The following is a 17721-nucleotide window of genomic DNA, read 5'->3' as shown; positions in this document are numbered from 1 at the left end:
GCAGCCACTGGAAAAGGCTGCCCTTTTTCATATGCTGTGAGAAGATGACCGTCCGGCAAGGACGGCGCAGGCCAAAGAGGGGCAAGATGGATCCGATTTCCAAATTCCTGGTCGATTACAAGATTCCGATCGGGCCCTGGGGCAAGGCTTTCTTCGGGTTCCTCACCGACCATTTCGACACTGTGTTCAGGGCGTTCTCGAATGGCCTGAATTTCATCCTCGACGGGCTGGTCAACATCCTGCTGATGGTGCCGCCGGTGCTGCTCGCTTTGGTGATCGCCGTCGTCGCCTGGCTGCTGCAGCGCTCGCGGCCGCTCGCCATCGGCGTTTTCCTCGGCCTGATCTTCATCATCAACCAGAACCTCTGGAAACAGACGGTGCAGACGCTGGTGCTGGTCGTGGCCGCCGCCGCCATGGCGATGGCCATCGGCGTGCCGCTCGGCATCTGGGCGGCGCACAAGCCGAAGGTCTACCGCGTCATGCTGCCGGTGCTCGACCTGATGCAGACACTGCCGACCTTCGTCTACCTGATCCCGGTGCTGACGCTGTTCGGCCTTGGCAACGCGCCCGGCCTCATCGTCACCATCATTTTCGTCATCCCGACCGCGGTCAGGCTCACTCATCTCGGCGTCGTCTCGGTGCCGAAGTCGATCATCGAGGCCGGCGAGGCCTTCGGCGCCACCAAGAGCCAGCTGTTGTGGAAGGTCGAGCTGCCTTCCGCACTGCCCACCATCATGGCGGGCCTGACGCAGTCGATCATGCTGTCGCTGTCGATGGTGGTGTTCGCGGCCCTGATCGGCGCCGGTGGTCTGGGCACGGAAATCAACCGGGCGCTCGGTTCGCGCCGCATCGACCTTGGCCTTGAGGCCGGTCTCGCCATCGTCGTGCTCGCCATCGTGCTCGACCGGATGACCCGCATTGGCGTTGGAGGCAAGAAATGACCGTCGCCGTCGATTTCAGGAATGTCGATATCGTCTTCGGCGCCGACCAGGCCGGCTCGCTGGCGATGATCGACAAGGGCGCTACCCGGGCCGAGATCCTCGAGAAGACCGGCAATGTGCTCGGCTGCGCCGGCGCCAGCCTCACCGTGCATGAAGGCGAAATCTCGGTGCTGATGGGCCTGTCGGGCTCCGGCAAGTCGACGCTGCTTCGCGCGGTCAACCGGCTCAACGTGGTGTCGCGCGGACAAGTGCTGGTCAAGGACGGCGACCGTACGGTCGACGTCGTCACCTGCGACGAGCCAACCTTGCGGCGGCTGCGACAGAAACAGGTGGCGATGGTGTTCCAGCAGTTCGGCCTCCTGCCATGGCGCACGGTGGAAGAGAATGTCGGCCTGGGTCTCGAACTCGCCGGCGTGCCGGATGCCGAGCGCAAGGAGCGGGTGCATCGCCAGCTCAAGCTGGTCAACCTCGATCAATGGTCGAACAAATACGCCCATGAGCTTTCGGGCGGCATGCAGCAGCGCGTCGGTCTGGCGCGCGCCTTCGCCACCGAGGCGCCTATCCTGTTGATGGACGAGCCGTTCTCGGCTCTCGACCCGCTGATCCGCACCAAGCTGCAGGACGAGCTTCTGCAACTGCAGGCGGAGCTGAAGAAGACCATCATCTTCGTCAGCCACGACCTCGAGGAGGCCCTGAAGATCGGCAGCCACATCACCATCATGGAGGGCGGCCGTATCGTCCAGACGGGCGCGCCGGAAGACATCGTGCTGCGTCCCGCCAACGACTATGTCCGCGACTTCATCGCCAATGTGAACCCGCTCTCGGTGTTGACCGCATGGAACGTGATGCGCGACCGCCGCGATCTCGAACAGGGCACGGACGGCTGGGTGTGGCTCGACCGACGCAAGACGACCCGTTTCAAGATCGACGAGCACGGGCTGGTGGCGGCGGCCGAACGCGACGGCAAGCCGGCGGTGTGGACGTCGTGCACCGGGATAGAGGGCCAGCCCGAAGAAGCAGGTCAGGTGTTCTGGGCCAATCCGGGCACGTCGCTGAAAACCGTGATGCTGGCCATGCACCGCTCGCAGACGGCGCCGGTGGCGTTGTTCGACGACCAGTCCCGCTTCGTCGGCGCCATCGGCATCAGGGATGTGCTGAGCGCGGTGCTGCGGCGGTAGAGGTCCCAAGCGACAAGGCTCAAGCCGCCAGCGGCAGCCTCAGCTCCGTCAGCAACCCACCTTGCGGGTGGTTGGACAGGCGCACTTCACCACCCGCCGCCCGCGCGATGTTGCGGGCGATGGTCAGCCCAAGCCCGAGCCCGCCGGTCTGGCGGTTGCGGGAGTGTTCGAGGCGCACGAAGGAGCCGAACACGGCGTCGATCTGGGCTTGGGGTATGCCCGGCCCTTCGTCGCGGATGGCGAGTGTGATCGTGCCGTCCGAGCGGCTGAGGCTGAGATGCGCATGCTTGCCGTAGGTGACGGCGTTCTGCACAAGATTGGTAACGCAGCGCTTGAGCGCCACCGGCCGCGCCATGCAGATCAGGCCGCGTGAGCGGGTGTCGTCATTGTCGAAGGAAACGGTCTCGTAGCTGTCGGCGATCGATTCCACGAGCGACCAGAAATCGATCCTCTCGGCCTTCTCTTCCGTGACCTCGAATTTGGCGAAGTCTATCACCGAGCTCGCGATGCCTTCGATGTCGGCGAGATCGTGGGCGAGCGCTTCGCGTGCCGGTGATCTGCGCAACAGTTCCAGACGCAGCCGCATCCTTGTCATCGGCGTGCGCAGGTCGTGCGCAAGGGCCGCCGCGAGGTGCTCGCGGTCCTCGACATATTCGCGCAGCCTCTTCTGCATGGCGTTGATCGCCCTGGCGGCGGCGCGCACCTCACGGCTGCCGCTCTCGGTGACCGGCGGGCTCTTGAGATCATTGCCGATCCGGTTGACGGCGGTTTCCATCATCCGGTAGGGCGCGGTCAGCCGGCGCAGCGACCAGATCGACATGATCACCACCAGCCCGGCGATCAGCGCATAGAGCGGCAGGCTGTCGATGCTCAGGATCGGGCCGACGGGCGTTATCGGTTCGGTGAAGTTCAGCCACTGGCCGTCGGCGAAGCGCAGCGAGGCCGTCAGCTTGTCGCTCTGGGCGAAATCGGCGGCCAGCACCAGGAGGTCCCGCTCGACCTGGCCGATATCGGGGCCCGGCGCGGCGCCGCCGGCATCGTCGGCTTCGCGCGTCGCCGGATCGCGGCGCACGCGCGCGTCGGTGATGCCGAACTTCGACAGCCGGCCGACAAGAATGTCCTCGAGCTCGGCCAGTTCGTCATCGCCGGCGATCGAGGAGGTGACGGCGGGCGTGTCCGAGACGGTGAGCGCGTATGTTGAGTTGAACAGGCCCGCGGCGGTCGCCTTGCGCTCCTCCGGCGTGGCGCCACTCATCAGCTGCACGAGCGAGAAGGCGCGGTCGTTGAGGCGGTAGAGGTCGACCACGTCATTGGCAGCAGCGCGGTCGCGCGACACGATGTAGAGCGTCGCGACCTGGCTGATCAGCAGGCCGGCAATGACGATCAGCAGCACCCAGACAGGCAAGGTCTGCGGCAGGAAACGTCTCATTCGGAGGTCGTCTCGGGCAGGAACTGGTAGCCGCCGCTGCGCACGGTGAGGATCAGTTTGGGCGTCTTGGGATCATCTTCCATCTTGCGCCGCAACCGGCTGACCAGGATGTCGATACTGCGGTCGAAGGAATAGTCGCTGTCGCCGCCGGACAGTTCGATGAGCTGGTCGCGGGTCAGCACGCGCTGGGCACTCTTGACGAAGGTGTGCAGGAGGTTGAACTCGGCCATGGTCAGTTCGACCCTGACATCGTCGGGCGCGGTCAACCGGCGCCGCGAGCAGTCCATCGTCCAGCCGGCGAAATGGTAAATCTGCTTGCTGGTGGCGCGCTTGGGCTCTGTGGCGCCATTGCGCCGCAGCACGGCGCGGATGCGGGCCAGCAACTCGCGCGGGTCGAAGGGTTTGGGCACATAGTCGTCGGCGCCCATCTCGAGGCCGACGACACGGTCCGTTGTCTCGGTGACGGCGGTCAGCATGATGATAGGCGTCGTATACTGGGCGCGCAGGTCGCGGCACAGTTCCAGCCCGCTCCTGCCGGGCAGCATCACGTCGAGCACGATGAGGTCCACCTGCGAGCGGCGCAGGATGGCTTCCATCTCGTTGCCGTCGGCGGCAACCGAGGTGTGCAGGCCCCGCTTCTGGAAGAACTCCTGAAGCAGGTCGCGGATGCCCTTGTCGTCGTCGACGATCAGTATGTGCGCATCGGATTTCACAGCTGCCCTGTCTGGTTTGCCGGCCAAGCCATTCTTGGCTGGTGAGCCACACGATAGAATTCGGGCCATATGTTGGCCAGTGCCTTGCTTTTCAAGGGAGAATGAATTCCGCCTTCTCCACATGGAAAGCGACGGCCGGCCTGGCCCCGGCCTGGCCAGACACAATCCAGAAACAAAATTCTACAATCGGGAAAAACTCCTGAAAAGGTAGGTCGGCATAAAGGTGCCGTGGCGGTCAGGTCATCGGCTGCGACGCTAGTCTCCGGGTTCACGGATAAACCAATGCCAAGATTGTCGATCAGTTTGTTGGGAGTTTTGCTGGGCCTTGGCCTGCTCACTGCCGCTGTCGGCCAATCGGATGCAAAGGCGCCGCTCACCCGGAGCGAACGGTGCGCCAATCTCAGCCACCAATTTGATGAAGCCCTCGAAACCCATGCCACGGCAACGCAGGTCACCGCGGCAAAGGCACTTCAGAGGAAGGGCAACCGGTACTGTGCCGCCAAGAAACAGGCGCAGGGCATCCGGATGCTCGCCAATGCTCTGAAGCTGCTTGGAGTGACACCGAACGACCCGGTCCAGTGACACTCAAAAAGACCCGCATACAAAAGGAAATGAAGCCATGAACAAGTCCATCCTGTCCGCCCTTGGTCTCTCCGTCGCTCTCGCCTTCTCGATGCCGGTTCTCGGCTATGCAGCCGCCACCACGACCGCTGCCCCGGCTGCCGCCACCACGACCACCGCTCCGGCTGCTGCCGCGACGACCACCGCTCCGGCCAAGGCTGCTCCGAAGAAGGTCGCCAAGAAGACCGTCTGCAAGGAGACCAAGAAGCACAAGTGCCCGGTCAAGAAGGCCCCCGCGAAGGCGGCCCCCGCGAAGATGGCTCCCGCGACGGCGGCCCCCGCGAAGGCTGCTCCCAAGAAGCCCTGATCAGCTTCGAGGTCAGTTCTAGCAAGGCCGCTCCAGCCGCAAACCGGCTGGGGCGGCCTTCTGCCAAGTGCATGATCGATGAGCTGAACACCGGCGGCTTCCAGCCACGCATCTCGATCGTGCTTAACCCGTTTGCAATGCCGGCCCTGTAGGACAATCCGCATGAAGAAGCGGCCCTCGTCCATTTTTCGCTCCATGGTGATCGGCGGCCTGGTTGCCACCGGCGCCGCCAGGGTGCTGATTCTGCTCACCGCCAGCCCCGTGCCGGATCCGGCAAGTGGGCGCACCGAGCCCTCGCTGTTCGCGCCGGCGATTTCCAGCAATTGGGATTACATCACGCCCGTGCAGGCCTGGCTCTTGATCGTGCTCGCCGGCGCGACACTGATCTGCGTTGCCGGATGGCCGATCGCGGCATGGCTGGAACGCCGGGCGGATGCCGATGCTAGTCGCCGCATCTGCGGCCGTCAGGGCCGTTGAACCGCGACAGACCATTTCCCACATGATCGTGAAGGACCGGGCGTGCCCGCCGACGGTCCGCAAATGGACGATCGCTGCCGCCCGTGGCAAAATGCGGACTTAAGCTCGATCGCGAAACAGTCGGTTCGAATGCCTGAAATCGCCACAAAACCGCGCGTAAAGGTCAAGCCGCAGACAGAGCGGCCGAAGCTCTACAAGGTCATCCTCGTCAACGACGATTTCACGCCGCGCGAATTCGTGGTAACGGTGCTGAAGGGCGAGTTCAAGCTCAGTGAGGACCAGGCGCACCGGGTCATGATCACCGCGCACCGGCACGGCGTCTGCGTGGTCGCGGTCTTCACCAGGGATGTCGCAGAGACCAAGGCGACGCGGGCGACCGACGCTGGCAAGGCGAAGGGTTATCCGCTGTTGTTCACGACGGAACCGGAAGAGTAGGGGAGGGCGCTTTTTCCTTCTCCCCTTGTGGGAGAAGGTGGATCGGCGCGCAGCGCCGAGACGGTTGAGGGGTGGGTGCCGGTGTGTCGTCGGCGCCAAGCTGGAGCACCCCTCATCCGACCTCGCTTCGCGAGGCCACCTTCTCCCACAAGGGGAGAAGGGAAGAGCGCTCCGCTACCTTCCCTCGCGGTACCACATCGAGCCCATCGCCAGAAGCAGCAGGCCGAGGCCGAGGAAGCCGCCGAATAGCGGTACGCGCGACACGGCCTTCAACACGCTGTCGTCGGTGGTGCGCAGGCCGATCCAGTCGCTGCCCGACGCTTCGCCGGCCGAACGCACCGGCACGATGGATGGCAGCGTCACGTCGCTGCCCGTGGACGAGGCCAGCCGGCGCACGCTGCCGCCGGTGGCTTCCGCCGGCGCCTTCAGCCGCTCCTGCGTGGAGACGACGTCGGCGAATTCGGGTGCGTTGACCGGGCCGACATGGGCGAGCGCGGTGAGATCGCCATTGGCGACCTGGAAGAGGCCGATCTCGCTGGTCTGAACGCTGCCGAGAAAGACGCCGGGTTCGGATTTGTCGAGCTTGACGGTGAGCGTCTTGCCGGAGGGGGTGATGATCTGCGCGGGGCCGGGATCGTCGGCCATGGTCTGGCGACGGATCTCCAGCACCATGCCGCGTCCCTCGGCGGTCAGCCGTTCTTCCTCGAGCTCGGGCTCCTTCATCAGCCAGTGGGCGATGCGCCGGTAGAGCTGGACATGCGGGCCGCCGCCCTCGAAGCCGCGCGCCCAGAGCCAGCCCTGATCGGACAGAAGCATGCCGACGCGGCCTTCGCCCTTGCGGTCGAGCAGCAGCAGCGGCCGGTTGTCGGCACCCTTCATTACCACTTCGCCTTGCGGGTTCTGCACGCCGATGGTGCGGAACCAGCGGCTCCAGTGCGGCGGCTCGGTGGCCGAACCATCGAGGCCGCGCGTCACCGGATGACGCTGGCCGAGTTCGGTGAGGCGGGGATAAAAGGCCTTGTCGACGACCTCGCCGGTCGGCATTGCCGGCAGGGCCGACATCAGCGGCGTGCGCGCGATCGACGCCTCGCCGGCATATTCGGGACCGGCAGCGATCAGCAGCGCGCCGCCCTTTTCGACATATTCGGAGATGTAGTCGTAATAGAGGATCGGCAGCACGTCGCGGTGCTGGTAGCGGTCGAAGATGATCAGGTCGAAATCCTTGATCTTCTCGACGAACAGTTCGCGGGTCGGGAAGGCGATCAGCGACAATTCATTGATCGGCGTGCCGTCCTGCTTCTCCGGCGGCCGCAGGATGGTGAAATGGACGAGATCGACCGAGGCGTCGGATTTCAGCAGGTTGCGCCAGGTGCGCTCGCCAGCATGCGGTTCGCCCGAAACGAGCAGCACGCGCAGGTTCTCGCGGATGCCGTCGACCAGCGCGATGGCGCGGTTGTTGGTGTCGGTCAGTTCGCCCGGCTCGCGGTCGATGGCCAGTTCGATGATGTTGCGGCCGGCACCCGGGATGGTCACCTGCAGCGGCATGGCCTGGCCGACAGTGGCATGCTCGACCGAAACCTGCTCGCCATTGACCGAGACCCGGACGTCGACCGGTCCGGTCTCGTTTTCGGTCGAGATGACACGATAGCTCATGTCGAGCGGCTTGCCGACAAGGCCGAAACGCGGCGCGTTCTCGAAGCGGATGCGGCGATCTTTTTCATGATCGTTGCCGGTGATCAAGGCATGCAGCGGGGCGTTGAAATCGGGCATGCCCGAGGGCGTGTCATGCACCTCGCCATCGGTGATCATGATGGCGCCGCCGATGCGCGAGGGCGGCACGTCGCGGAAGGCGCCTTCCAGCGCGCCGAACAGCCGCGTTTCGGTGCGCTCCTCGGCGGCGTCGGACTTGCCGGCCTCGACGACGCGGACGTCGAACTGCTTGAAGCGGCCAAGACGCTGCTGGAGCCCGGCCACTGCCTCGTCGGTCTGTTTGGTGCGGTCGCCAATATCCTGGCTCTGGCTGCGGTCGACGATCAGCGCGACGACGCTTTTCAGCGGCTCGCGTTCCTCATTGAGGAACACCGGATTGAAGAGGGCGGCGGCGAGCGCCAACAGGGCGACGAAGCGCAGGACCGCGCCGCGCTGGCGGAACCACAGGCCGACGAGCGCCAGCAGCGCCAACGGCACCAGCACCAGGGCCAAGAACGGCCAGGATAGAAGCGGTTCGAAGGAGATCGACCAGTTCATGCCCTATCCTCCCGCGTCGGGGGAGGATCGATCATCGTGAGGGGCGCAAGAAAACGCATCATCCTACTGCCCCAGACGTTCGAGCAGGATGGGAACATGCACCTGGTCGGATTTGTAATTGCCGGTCAGCATGTACATCATGATGTTGACGCCGGCGCGCAGCGCGTAGACCCGCTGCATCGGGTCGGCGGGCACGGTCGGCAAGAGCGGGTCGCCATTCTCGTCGACTGCCCAGGCGCCGGCGAAATCATTGGCGGTGATCATGATCGGCGACACGCCGTCGCCGGTGCGTACCGGCCGGTTGTCGGCATTGCTGGCATCGAGCGATGCCTCGACCCAGAGCGGGCTGCCGGCGAAGCGGCCTGGAAATTCGGGCAGGATGAAGAAGGACTTGGTCAGCACATGGTCCGACGGCACCGGCTCCAGCGGCGGCACGTTGAGGTTGCCGAGAATGTCGCGCAGCCGCTCGGTCGCCGGGCTGGTGGAATCGGCGCCGATGCCGTTGGCGAACTGGTCGCGCGTGTCGAACAGCACCGTGCCGCCTTGCTGCATATAGGCGTCGATGCGGGCGATGGCCGCCTGGCTCGGCATCGGTGCCGCCGGGTCGATCGGCCAGTAGATCAGGGGATAGAAGGACAGCTCGTCCTTCGAAATGTCGACGCCGGCCGGCGCCCCTGGTTCGAGCGCCGTCTTCTCGATCAGGAAGCGGGTCAGGCCCTCGAGCCCGGCGCGGCTGATCGAATCGACACCCGGCACGCCGGTCAGCACATAGGCGATGCGGGTTTTCGAAATTGCCTCGATAGCGCCCTGGTCACTCGGCTTGGCATCGTCGGCACGGGCAAGGTCGGCGTGGCCGAACAGCGCGCCAAGCGCGATCAGCACGGCGGCGGTGGTTGCAGCGGCACCGGCGCGGCGCGGCCGGCGCCAAAACAGGCCGCCCATCCACAACACCACCAACGTGTCGAGCAGCATCAGCAACAGAGCCGCGGCGACCAACGCGCCCTTCAGGTTGCGCGATTCGTCAAAGGCATACTGGATGGTGGTGACCGGCACCGTCACTTGCGGGCGCGCCAGTGGCTCGAAGGTGCTTGCGACATCGAGCAGATTGTGGGCGAAGACGCCGGTCTCCGAACCATATAGGCCTGGCGGGTTCTCGAAGGTGACCGGCAGCGTGCCCGCGCCCGGCACAAGCGGCCGTGCATCGGGTGTCGGCGGCACCAGCGAGCCGTCGGCCGCGATCATGCGATAGGGTGCCAGCGACGTGGCGGCGGCTTCGGCATTGGCGACCGCCGCACCCTGGTTGCGCGACAGCTGCACGATGCGGCGCAGCATCTCGACGAAACTGCCCGAGATCGGCAGGTTCGACCATGTCGCCTCGGGCGTGACGTGGAACAGCACCAGCGTGCCCTTGCCCTTCTTCAGCCCGGTGACCAGCGGCGTGCCGTCGGCAAGGGCGGCCCAGGTGCGCTCGACGATGTCGGGTGTCGGTTCGGCCAGCACCTGCCTGGTCACCGTGACCTCGGTCGGCGGCGCCAGGTCGGCGAACGGGCCGGCCTTGGGAAATTCGGTGACCGGCTGCGGCGAGGTCCATGACAGCGCGCCGCCGAGCGAACGTTCGCCGGTGCGCAGGCGGACCGGCAGCAAATCGTCATCATTGCCGGCGGCGGCCAGCCGCGAGCCTGCGAAGCGCACCAGCGTGCCGCCATTGTCGACCCAGTCGACCAGCCTTTGCCGAACCTGGGCGGGAATGGTGCCGATATCGGCCATGACGATCATCGCCGGCTTCTGGTCGAGGATCTGCGGGATGGCGTCGGCGAGATCGGCGCTGGAGGGCTCGACCAGATCGGCGAAGGGCTGCAGCGCGCGCCTGATGTAGTAGAGCGGCGACAGAAGCGGCTGCGCCTGGTCGGCCTCGGCTTGCGACAACAGCCCGACGCGGCGGCGCTTGGAGCTTTCGTCGAGCACGCGCACGGCACCCGCATGCCGCTCGCCATCGAGCGCGATCGAGGCGAAGTCGTTGCGCAATTCGAACGGCACCGCCATGGTGCCGGTGGCCGCGGCCTCGCCCGGCGCGAAGGTCAGGGTCGCATCGGCGATGCGGCGGCCCTTGTCGTCGAAGGCGCCGGCGGTGACCTGAGCCGGGGCGGGATCGCCGGGCGCGCGGACGGCGGTCAGGGCAAAGCCATCGACCTGGTTTTCGGCAGACGTCAGGCCGGTCAGGGAAAGCCGGTCGGCCACCGCCCAGACGACGCGGGCGGCATTTTTCGACAACAGCGTGTTGAAGGCGGCCTCGTCGCCCTTTGCCGCCAGGCCATCGGCGAGCACGGCGACGCTGGCGCCGGGCAAGCCCCCCAGCACGCCGGCGACGCGGGCATAGACGGCGGGCCGGTCCGTCGGGATCGGACGCGGCTTGGCGGCGCGCAAGCGGTCGAGTGCAGCGGCGGCATCGAAGGGGCCGATCTCCGCATTGGGCTTTTCGGCGGTGAAGGCGATAACGACCGGCACGCCGTTCGAGCCGGCGTCGTTGATCAGCCGTTCGGCCGTGGCGACGCGCTTGTTCCAGTCGGCGGCGCTGGCCCAGTCATTGTCGATGACCAGGGCAAGCGCGGCACCCTCGGCCGGCAGCTTTTCACGCGGATTGAAGACCGGTTCGGCCAATGCCGCGACGACGAGGGCCGCCATCAGCAGCCTGAGCAGCGTCAGCCACCAGGGGCTGCGCTGCGGGGTTTCCTCACGCCTCAGCACACGGGCCAGGATCTTCAGCGGCGGAAACACCTCGGTCTGCGGCTTAGGCGGGGTGAGCCGCAGCAGCCACCAGATCACCGGCAGCGCCAGCAGGCCCCACAGCACCATAGGGGCGCCGAAAGAGAGCGGCAGCCAGCTCATGCGACAGCCTTCCCAGGCTTACCGCCATCGGCGGAAATGCCAGGCTTACCGCCATCGGCGGAAATGCCAGGCTTACCGCCATCGGCGGTCATCGCCATGTGCAGGCGCACCAGCGCGTCGGACGCCAGCCGGTCGGTGTGGTTGACGGTAAAGCTCCAGCCGAGCCGCTTGCACCAACTGGCCAGTTCCTGGCGGCGGGCGGTGTAGAGCAGGCGGTATTCGTCGGCCAGCATTTCGGCGCGCCCCGCGGTCAGCTTGTCGCCGGTCTCGGGATCGGTGAACTCGGTGCGGCCGGCATAAGGGAAAGTTTCCTCGGCCGGGTCGGCGACCTCGATCAGATGCGCGCGCACGCCGTGGCGGGCGAGCACGTTGAGCCAGGCCATGGTTTCCTCGACCGGATCGAGGAAATCGCTGGCGATGACGATGTCGCAGAAGCGCCTGATATCGGAGAGATCGGGTTTTGCCGGCAGATCGCCGGCATGCATGAGCTGGGCGGCGATGCGTTCGGCGCCGTTGCGGGCGGTGAACGGATCGGTCAGATCAGGCCAGGCGATGCGCTCGCCGCTGCGCGACAGAAGCTCGGCCATGGCCAGCGTCAGCACCAGCGCGCGCGATTGCTTGGAAACGCCGGCGCCGGTCGATTTGTAGAGCATGGACGGCGAGGGATCGGCCCACAGCCAGACCGTGTGGGCGGCTTCCCATTCACGGTCGCGCACATAGGTGTGGTCGTCGCGGGCCGAGCGGCGCCAGTCGATGCGCGAGGAATCGCCTTCGACATAGGGCCGGAACTGCCAGAAATTCTCGCCGATGCCGCGCTTGCGGCGGCCATGCCAGCCGGCGATCACGGTGTTGACGATGCGGCGCGCCTCGACCAGCAGGTCAGGCACGAGCGAAGCCCGCAACCGGCCGCGGGCGAGCGCGTCGCGCGTCGCTGCCGGAGCCTGGACCTCGCCGATACGCGCCATCAAATACCTTTCACGAGTTTCGCCACCACATCGCGCACGCTGGTGCCTTCGGCACGGGCGGCGAAGGTCAACGCCATCCGGTGCTGCAGCACCGGCTCGGCCAGCGCCCTGACATCGTCGACCGAGGGTGCCAGCCGTCCGTCGTAGAGCGCGCGGGCCCTGGTGCACAGCATCAGCGCCTGGCTGGCGCGCGGGCCTGGGCCCCAGGCGACATGCTTGTCGGTGTCGGCATTGCCTTGGCCCGGACGCGCCGAGCGCACCAGGGTGAGGATCGCCTCGACCACGCTTTCGGGCACCGGCATGCGGCGGATCAGTGTCTGGATCTCCTTCAGCCGTGCCGGCTGCAGCACGTTGGTGGCCTTGGCGCCCTCGACGCCGGTGGTTTCCAGAAGGATGCGGCGCTCGGCTTCGATTTCTGGATAGAGGATGTCGACCTGCATCAGGAAGCGATCGAGCTGGGCTTCGGGCAGCGGGTAGGTGCCTTCCTGCTCCAGCGGGTTCTGCGTCGCCAGCACATGGAAGGGCGAGGGCAGATCGTAGCGCGCGCCGGCGATGGTGACGTGATATTCCTGCATCGCCTGCAGCAGCGCCGATTGCGTGCGCGGCGAGGCGCGGTTGATCTCGTCGGCCATCAGCAGCTGGGCGAAAATCGGGCCGGAGATGAAGCGGAACGAGCGCTTGCCGGTCTCGTCCTGCTCCATGACCTCGGAACCGAGGATGTCGGACGGCATCAGGTCGGGCGTGAACTGGATGCGGCGTGAATCGAGCCCGAGCACGATGCCCAGCGTCTCGACCAGCTTGGTCTTGGCCAGGCCCGGCACGCCGACCAGCAGCGCGTGGCCGCCGGCAAGCAGCGCCACCAGGGTGCGCTCGACGACGTGCTCCTGGCCGAAGATCACCCGGCCAACCCCGTCGCGGATCCTGGAGATGTCTGCAAGCGCCTTCTCGGCCTCGGCGACCATGTCCGTTTCGCTAATCGGGCTTTCCTTGACCATCACGCTCATGCCGCATCGATCCCTTTGGTTGGAAATGCCATGGTTTGGAAATACTGGCCCGCACCATACCATAGGTTGCCGCGATTCGGCCTCGCGGAGCGCCTATGCTGGAACTTAAATCACAGACTTAGGCTGACAAGCGGAACAACAGTGACTATTTCGTGACGATGAGCGAACACCACGAACATCGCCAACAAAGCCTTACGCAGGCCACCGAGGCCCGAGGCCTCGAGGCGCTGATCTCGCGCGCGGCCCGTGCCGGCAAGGGCGCGGCGCCGGTCGAGCGCTGGAATCCCGACTTTTGCGGCGATCTCGACATGGAGATCAAGGCCGACGGCACCTGGTTCTACCTGGGCACGCCGATCGGCCGCATGCCGCTGGTGCAACTTTTCTCGTCCGTGCTGCGCAAGGACGCCGACGGCAGGACCTATCTGGTGACGCCGGTGGAAAAGGTCGGCATCCGCGTCGCCGATGCGCCGTTCATCGCCGTCGAGATGGATGTTTCGGGCGAAGGCGAGGATCAGGTCATCACCTTCCGCACCAATGTCGGCGACGTGGTCGAGGCCGGGCCGGAGCGGCCGCTGCGCTTCGTCGACGAGAACGAGACGGGCGGTTTGAAGCCATATCTGCTGGTGCGCGGCAGGCTGGAGGCGCTGGTGGCGCGGCCGGTCATGTATGAGTTGGTGGGGCATGGCGAGGAGATCGAGATCGACGGCCGGACGATGTTTTCGGTGCGCTCGAAGAATGCCGTGTTTCCGATCATGCCTGCGGATCAGTTGAAGCGGTTGAGCGCGTGATGGACCAGATATCGCCGGCGCCGTTCTCATCGGCGGATTTTCGCGCGCGCTTCGCCGCGCAGCCGGACGCGCATGCCGGCGACGACTATGGCGATCACCGCTTCAATCCCGGCCACCCACGCCTCAACCCGGGCAAGCCGCTGCGCAACGCTGCGGTGCTGATCCCGGTGGTCGACCATGACGGCGAGGCGACGGTTCTCCTGACCAAACGGGCCGAGAGACTGCGCAATCATTCCGGGCAAGTGGCTTTCCCGGGCGGCACGATCGATGCGACCGACGCGAGCCCGGAGGCGGCGGCGCTGCGCGAGACCTTCGAGGAGATCGGCCTTGGCCAGGATCGTATCGAAATCATCGGCCGCATGCCGGATTACGTTGCCGGCAGCGGCTACCGCATCGCGCCGGTGCTCGGCATCGTGCGGCCGGGTTTCCAATTGGCTTTGAACGCCGACGAAGTCGATGCCGCCTTCGAGGTGCCGCTGCGCTTCCTGATGGACGCCGCCAATCACAAGCGCGACAGCCGCATGTGGAACGATCTCGAATGGTTCTTCTACGACATGCCCTATGGTGACCGGCGCATCTGGGGCGTCACCGCCGGTATCATCCGTACGCTCTATGAAAGGCTCTATGCGTGAGTGTTTCGATCGCGGGCAGGGCCGACTGGCTCTCCGACAAGCATCTGCAGCGCCTGCTTGGCGCGCTCACCGAAGGCGGTGAAGAGGCGCGTATCGCCGGCGGCGCCGTGCGCAACGCGCTGATGGGCCAGCCTGTCGCCGACGTCGACATCGCCACCTCTTGCCTGCCGCAGGAGACCATCCGCCGTGCCGAAGCGGAAGGCTTCAAGGCGGTGCCGACCGGCATCGAACATGGCACGATCACGGTGGTCGCGGGCGGCAAACCCTACGAGGTCACCACCTTGCGCGCCGACGTCGAGACCGATGGCCGCCGCGCCAAGGTGTCGTTCGGACGCGACTGGAAGCTCGACGCCGAGCGGCGCGACTTCACCATCAACGCGCTCTACGCCGAGGCCGACGGCAGTGTTGTCGACCTTGTCGGCGGCATTTCCGACATCGAGGCGCGCCGGCTGCGCTTCATCGGCGACCCGGAGGCGCGCATCCGCGAGGATTATCTGCGCATCCTGCGCTTCTTCCGTTTCTTTGCCTGGTATGGCGACGGCCGGCCGGATGCCGAGGGGTTGAAGGCCTGCGCCCGGCTGAAGGACGGCCTTGGCCAACTCTCGGCCGAACGCGTCTGGTCCGAACTGAAGAAGCTTTTGTCGGCCCCCGATCCCTCACGCGCACTGCTGTGGATGCGCCAGGCTGGTGTCCTGACCGCCGCGCTGTCGGAAAGCGAGAAATGGGGTATCGATGCGATCCACGGGTTGACCAAGGCCGAGAAAGACCTGGGCTGGGCGGTGGATCCGATGCTGCGGCTGGAGGCAATCGTGCCGCCGGATGCGGCGCGCATGAAGACGCTGGCCGAGAGGCTCAGGTTCTCGACCGCCGAAGCCGACCGCATGCTCCATTGGGCCCTCACCACGGCCGTCGAGCCGAAGACGACCGAAGGCGAACTGGCGAAACGGCTCTATCGCGGCAACCGGCAAGGGCTTGTCGACCGCCTGCGTCTGTCGCTTGCCGCGGCGCGGGTGCGCGCCGTCGAGGACAATGACGCATTGCTTCAAGCGGGCGGCTTTTCGCGCCTGCTTGGCTTTGCGCTCAAATGGGAACGGCCCGAGTTTCCGCTCAGAGGGGCCGATCTGACGGCGCTCGGCGCAAAGCCGGGACCGAAGCTCGGCGAAATCCTCAAGAACCTCGAAGCCGAATGGGTCGAGGCGGGATTTGCGCCTGATCGCGACACGTTGCTCGAACGCGCCGCGCAAGCGCTTGACACGTAGGTCGGAAACGCCGGGTCTCCGCCGGTGTTGCCCTGCTGTTCCGTCCTGCTACTTGATCGACAGCGGAGCCAGGGCACGCGAAAGGCTTGCCTCGCCCTTGCCATAGACGGAGGCGCTGTAGTTGGCCAACGTGTCGGTCCGGGCCGTATTCAGCAACTGGTTGGTGATCTGGGTCGACGTTGCCTTGGTGAACTTGCTGCCCACGATGGCGGCGTAGCCGGCAACGATCGGCGCGGCGAAAGAGGTGCCGTAAAGGCCGGTCTTGTCCCCGGTGACACCCACGACCAGGAAATGGCTCTGCACAGCCGTGTTGGTGCCGGCGGTGTTGGAATACCAGGCCATGGTGGCCTTGTTCGACGTCGTGCCGTTGCTGTTGAGCGCGCCGACGAAAATCGCGGATGCCTTTCCGACCAAGGCGAGGTCGAGATAATCCTGCTGGCCGCTGGTGACGCCGCCCACGGCAACCGCGTCGTTGCCCGCGGCCTTCGAAACCACGGCCGTTCCCTTGGTGGCATAGGAGATGATGGAGGCCTCCTCGGCGCTCCATCCGATCTGGCTTGGGCTGTAGCCTGCCTTGGCGTACATGCCATAGCTCAGATTGAGCACGTTCAGGCCCGGCGCCAGCGCGACCGAGGAACTGGTGGAGAAGTCTTTCGACCGTATCGTCGCCAGCGGCGCGATCATGCTGGCTTCTTCGCGGGTCCATTCGCCATGGCGCTGGGTCTGGGTGCCGATGCCGAAATTGCCGCTGAACTTCGAGGTGCTGGAGAAGTCGTCGACGATCGTGATGGTGACGCCTTTGCCTTTGTAACCGGCACGCCATGCGGCCCCGACATCCGGGCTCATCCAGTTTTGCAAGGTCTGCGACGTGGCCGCCGGCAGGGTTGCGCTCAGGCATATGGATGCGTTGGATTGACCGCCGCCGCAGAGCGCGGACAGCGGATCTGGACCGACAGCTTCCTGAGCCACGGCAATCGATGCCGGCAGGAGGGCGAGGGCCGTGGCAATAGCGAATTTCCAATGCGTATTTGACATGTTTTTACCCCGGTTCAAACAGAAGCTAGGACGGAGGATCGCGGATCTTCCGCGGCTACGCGACATCTCGTGCCCGGCCCCTCGCGATCAGAAAGTAACACGGTAATTCAGCCACAGATGCTGGCTCTCCGGTTTAGCGTTAGCCAGATATTTCAAGGTTTCCTCGGGTGCCATCTCCCCGGCGGCGAGCCGGCAATTGACGCTGAAGGTGCCCAGATCGCCATAATCGGCCTGGCAGGGCTTTTCGCTGAGCTTGCCGCCGAAGGTCGTGGTGAACGACAGGGACAGGATGCTGTTCGCGCTCGGATGCAGCTGTGTGAGGAATCCGAGCTTGAGGCTGGGCGCGATGCGATACTTCTCGCCTTGTTCCCCAGTGCCAAATCCCCAAAGGATACCGGTGTCCTGCGTGATCTGCGTCATCAGGTCCACATGCGTGTCGACCCAGTTTGTCTGGTACCACTGGTTGAACGATACCCGGCTTCCGGTCTGTAACTCATAGCCGCCGTCACCCAGGCCTCTCGCCTTGTCGCTGACCGGCGAGCCCTGATGGATGTCGATGAGCGATGTCGTCATGTCCTGGGCAATCGCCGGCGACGCGCCAAGGAGCGCCCACGGCAGGAGCGCCGTTGCGCACAAACTGGCACGATTGCCGGACTTTTCGCGCATGCGCGAACACCTCGCCCACCGATTCCGGACCAGTGCTTGGCGGCGACGGGCTTCTCTGGCAGCCCTCTGTAGTCTGGAAATCAGTCCGACGATCGCACGGGTTCGGTTACCGCACGGTTTATTTTAGCTGGAGCAAAT

17 protein-coding genes are annotated in these 17721 nt (G+C 65.5%); 9 read left to right on the top strand and 8 right to left on the bottom strand.

The features are described 5' to 3' along the window. The first annotated feature begins 86 nt into the window (after positions 1–86). Together choW and choV are read left to right on the top strand one after the other, a co-directional pair. Positions 87–941 (top strand): choline ABC transporter permease subunit, encoded by an 855-nt coding sequence (gene choW, locus EN804_RS05515; protein WP_127869781.1) that lies wholly within the window; start codon positions 87–89, stop codon positions 939–941. Beyond that, positions 938–2119: a choline ABC transporter ATP-binding protein gene (gene choV / locus EN804_RS05510; RefSeq protein ID WP_127869780.1), complete on the top strand. Its 1182-nt coding sequence runs from the start codon at positions 938–940 to the stop codon at positions 2117–2119. The genes choW and choV overlap by 4 nt, the downstream gene beginning before the upstream one ends. A gap of 19 nt (positions 2120–2138) precedes the next feature. Here choV and EN804_RS05505 read toward each other — a convergent pair whose 3' ends face one another. Continuing rightward, positions 2139–3548: an ATP-binding protein gene (locus tag EN804_RS05505; RefSeq protein WP_127278090.1), complete on the bottom strand. Its 1410-nt coding sequence runs from the start codon at positions 3546–3548 to the stop codon at positions 2139–2141. Continuing rightward, the gene (locus tag EN804_RS05500; RefSeq protein ID WP_127278089.1) at positions 3545–4261 is read right to left on the bottom strand and encodes a response regulator transcription factor; all 717 of its coding nucleotides are present in this window, start codon (positions 4259–4261) and stop codon (positions 3545–3547) included. The genes EN804_RS05505 and EN804_RS05500 overlap by 4 nt, the downstream gene beginning before the upstream one ends. A gap of 282 nt (positions 4262–4543) precedes the next feature. On the opposite strand from EN804_RS05500, the gene EN804_RS05495 reads away from it, so the two are divergent. The 4 genes from EN804_RS05495 (at position 4544) to clpS (ending at position 6101) form a co-directional block, all read left to right on the top strand. Then, complete coding sequence (locus EN804_RS05495) at positions 4544–4843, top strand: hypothetical protein (protein WP_127278088.1); 300 nt, start codon at positions 4544–4546, stop codon at positions 4841–4843. 37 nt (positions 4844–4880) lie between these two features. Beyond that, on the top strand, positions 4881–5189 hold the full coding sequence (locus tag EN804_RS05490) for a hypothetical protein (RefSeq protein WP_127278087.1): 309 nt from the start codon (positions 4881–4883) through the stop codon (positions 5187–5189). A 162-nt stretch (positions 5190–5351) separates the two neighbouring features. Further along, positions 5352–5666, top strand: coding sequence for a hypothetical protein (locus EN804_RS05485; RefSeq protein WP_135918823.1), 315 nt, complete (start codon positions 5352–5354; stop codon positions 5664–5666). 129 nt (positions 5667–5795) lie between these two features. Then, entirely contained in the window at positions 5796–6101 is a 306-nt protein-coding gene (clpS, locus tag EN804_RS05480; protein ID WP_127278085.1) for an ATP-dependent Clp protease adapter ClpS, read from the top strand. A 174-nt stretch (positions 6102–6275) separates the two neighbouring features. Here clpS and EN804_RS05475 read toward each other — a convergent pair whose 3' ends face one another. The 4 genes from EN804_RS05475 to EN804_RS05460 form a co-directional block, all read right to left on the bottom strand. After that, positions 6276–8348 carry a hypothetical protein gene (locus tag EN804_RS05475; RefSeq protein ID WP_135918822.1) on the bottom strand — a complete coding sequence of 691 codons (2073 nt, stop codon included), beginning with the start codon at positions 8346–8348 and terminating at the stop codon, positions 6276–6278. A gap of 63 nt (positions 8349–8411) precedes the next feature. After that, positions 8412–11234, bottom strand: a complete 2823-nt coding sequence (locus tag EN804_RS05470; protein ID WP_127280676.1) for a DUF4159 domain-containing protein — start codon at positions 11232–11234, stop codon at positions 8412–8414. Beyond that, complete coding sequence (locus EN804_RS05465) at positions 11231–12199, bottom strand: DUF58 domain-containing protein (protein ID WP_135918821.1); 969 nt, start codon at positions 12197–12199, stop codon at positions 11231–11233. Before EN804_RS05465 ends, EN804_RS05470 begins: the two co-directional genes overlap by 4 nt. Continuing rightward, on the bottom strand, positions 12199–13203 hold the full coding sequence (locus EN804_RS05460; RefSeq protein ID WP_135918820.1) for a MoxR family ATPase: 1005 nt from the start codon (positions 13201–13203) through the stop codon (positions 12199–12201). Before EN804_RS05460 ends, EN804_RS05465 begins: the two co-directional genes overlap by 1 nt. A gap of 158 nt (positions 13204–13361) precedes the next feature. Here EN804_RS05460 and EN804_RS05455 point away from each other — a divergent pair, with 158 nt between their 5' ends. From EN804_RS05455 to EN804_RS05445, 3 genes are read left to right on the top strand one after another with little or no spacing between them, the layout of a single operon-like run. Next, entirely contained in the window at positions 13362–13991 is a 630-nt protein-coding gene (locus EN804_RS05455) for a DUF1285 domain-containing protein (RefSeq protein ID WP_127280907.1), read from the top strand. Continuing rightward, positions 13991–14623 carry a CoA pyrophosphatase gene (locus EN804_RS05450; RefSeq protein WP_127869773.1) on the top strand — a complete coding sequence of 211 codons (633 nt, stop codon included), beginning with the start codon at positions 13991–13993 and terminating at the stop codon, positions 14621–14623. Before EN804_RS05455 ends, EN804_RS05450 begins: the two co-directional genes overlap by 1 nt. After that, a complete protein-coding gene (locus EN804_RS05445) occupies positions 14620–15882 on the top strand; it encodes a CCA tRNA nucleotidyltransferase (protein WP_135881219.1) in 1263 nt (420 codons plus the stop codon). Before EN804_RS05450 ends, EN804_RS05445 begins: the two co-directional genes overlap by 4 nt. 48 nt (positions 15883–15930) lie before the next feature. Here EN804_RS05445 and EN804_RS05440 read toward each other — a convergent pair whose 3' ends face one another. Beyond that, on the bottom strand, positions 15931–16917 hold the full coding sequence (locus EN804_RS05440) for a S8 family serine peptidase (protein ID WP_127280919.1): 987 nt from the start codon (positions 16915–16917) through the stop codon (positions 15931–15933). 87 nt (positions 16918–17004) lie between these two features. Further along, the gene (locus EN804_RS05435) at positions 17005–17583 is read right to left on the bottom strand and encodes a hypothetical protein (protein ID WP_127869771.1); all 579 of its coding nucleotides are present in this window, start codon (positions 17581–17583) and stop codon (positions 17005–17007) included. Between the last annotated feature and the right edge of the window lie 138 nt (positions 17584–17721).

The organism is Mesorhizobium sp. M8A.F.Ca.ET.161.01.1.1 (genome assembly GCF_004792105.1).
In the GTDB taxonomy this organism is placed as follows: domain Bacteria; phylum Pseudomonadota; class Alphaproteobacteria; order Rhizobiales; family Rhizobiaceae; genus Mesorhizobium.
This window is presented reverse-complemented; position numbering and strand designations above follow the sequence as displayed.

Bases quoted from the DNA above. Each gene is read 5' to 3' on its own strand.
- EN804_RS05435 (WP_127869771.1), bottom strand. From the start codon at position 17,583: ATGCGCGAAAAGTCCGGCAATCGTGCCAGTTTGTGCGCAACGGCGCTC.
- EN804_RS05455 (WP_127280907.1), top strand. From the start codon at position 13,362: ATGAGCGAACACCACGAACATCGCCAACAAAGCCTTACGCAGGCCACC.
- EN804_RS05505 (WP_127278090.1), bottom strand. From the start codon at position 3,548: ATGAGACGTTTCCTGCCGCAGACCTTGCCTGTCTGGGTGCTGCTGATC.
- EN804_RS05485 (WP_135918823.1), top strand. From the start codon at position 5,352: ATGAAGAAGCGGCCCTCGTCCATTTTTCGCTCCATGGTGATCGGCGGC.
- clpS (WP_127278085.1), top strand. From the start codon at position 5,796: ATGCCTGAAATCGCCACAAAACCGCGCGTAAAGGTCAAGCCGCAGACA.
- EN804_RS05460 (WP_135918820.1), bottom strand. From the start codon at position 13,203: ATGAGCGTGATGGTCAAGGAAAGCCCGATTAGCGAAACGGACATGGTC.
- EN804_RS05465 (WP_135918821.1), bottom strand. From the start codon at position 12,199: ATGGCGCGTATCGGCGAGGTCCAGGCTCCGGCAGCGACGCGCGACGCG.
- choW (WP_127869781.1), top strand. From the start codon at position 87: ATGGATCCGATTTCCAAATTCCTGGTCGATTACAAGATTCCGATCGGG.
- EN804_RS05495 (WP_127278088.1), top strand. From the start codon at position 4,544: ATGCCAAGATTGTCGATCAGTTTGTTGGGAGTTTTGCTGGGCCTTGGC.
- EN804_RS05470 (WP_127280676.1), bottom strand. From the start codon at position 11,234: ATGAGCTGGCTGCCGCTCTCTTTCGGCGCCCCTATGGTGCTGTGGGGC.
- EN804_RS05490 (WP_127278087.1), top strand. From the start codon at position 4,881: ATGAACAAGTCCATCCTGTCCGCCCTTGGTCTCTCCGTCGCTCTCGCC.
- EN804_RS05450 (WP_127869773.1), top strand. From the start codon at position 13,991: ATGGACCAGATATCGCCGGCGCCGTTCTCATCGGCGGATTTTCGCGCG.
- EN804_RS05440 (WP_127280919.1), bottom strand. From the start codon at position 16,917: ATGTCAAATACGCATTGGAAATTCGCTATTGCCACGGCCCTCGCCCTC.
- EN804_RS05475 (WP_135918822.1), bottom strand. From the start codon at position 8,348: ATGAACTGGTCGATCTCCTTCGAACCGCTTCTATCCTGGCCGTTCTTG.
- choV (WP_127869780.1), top strand. From the start codon at position 938: ATGACCGTCGCCGTCGATTTCAGGAATGTCGATATCGTCTTCGGCGCC.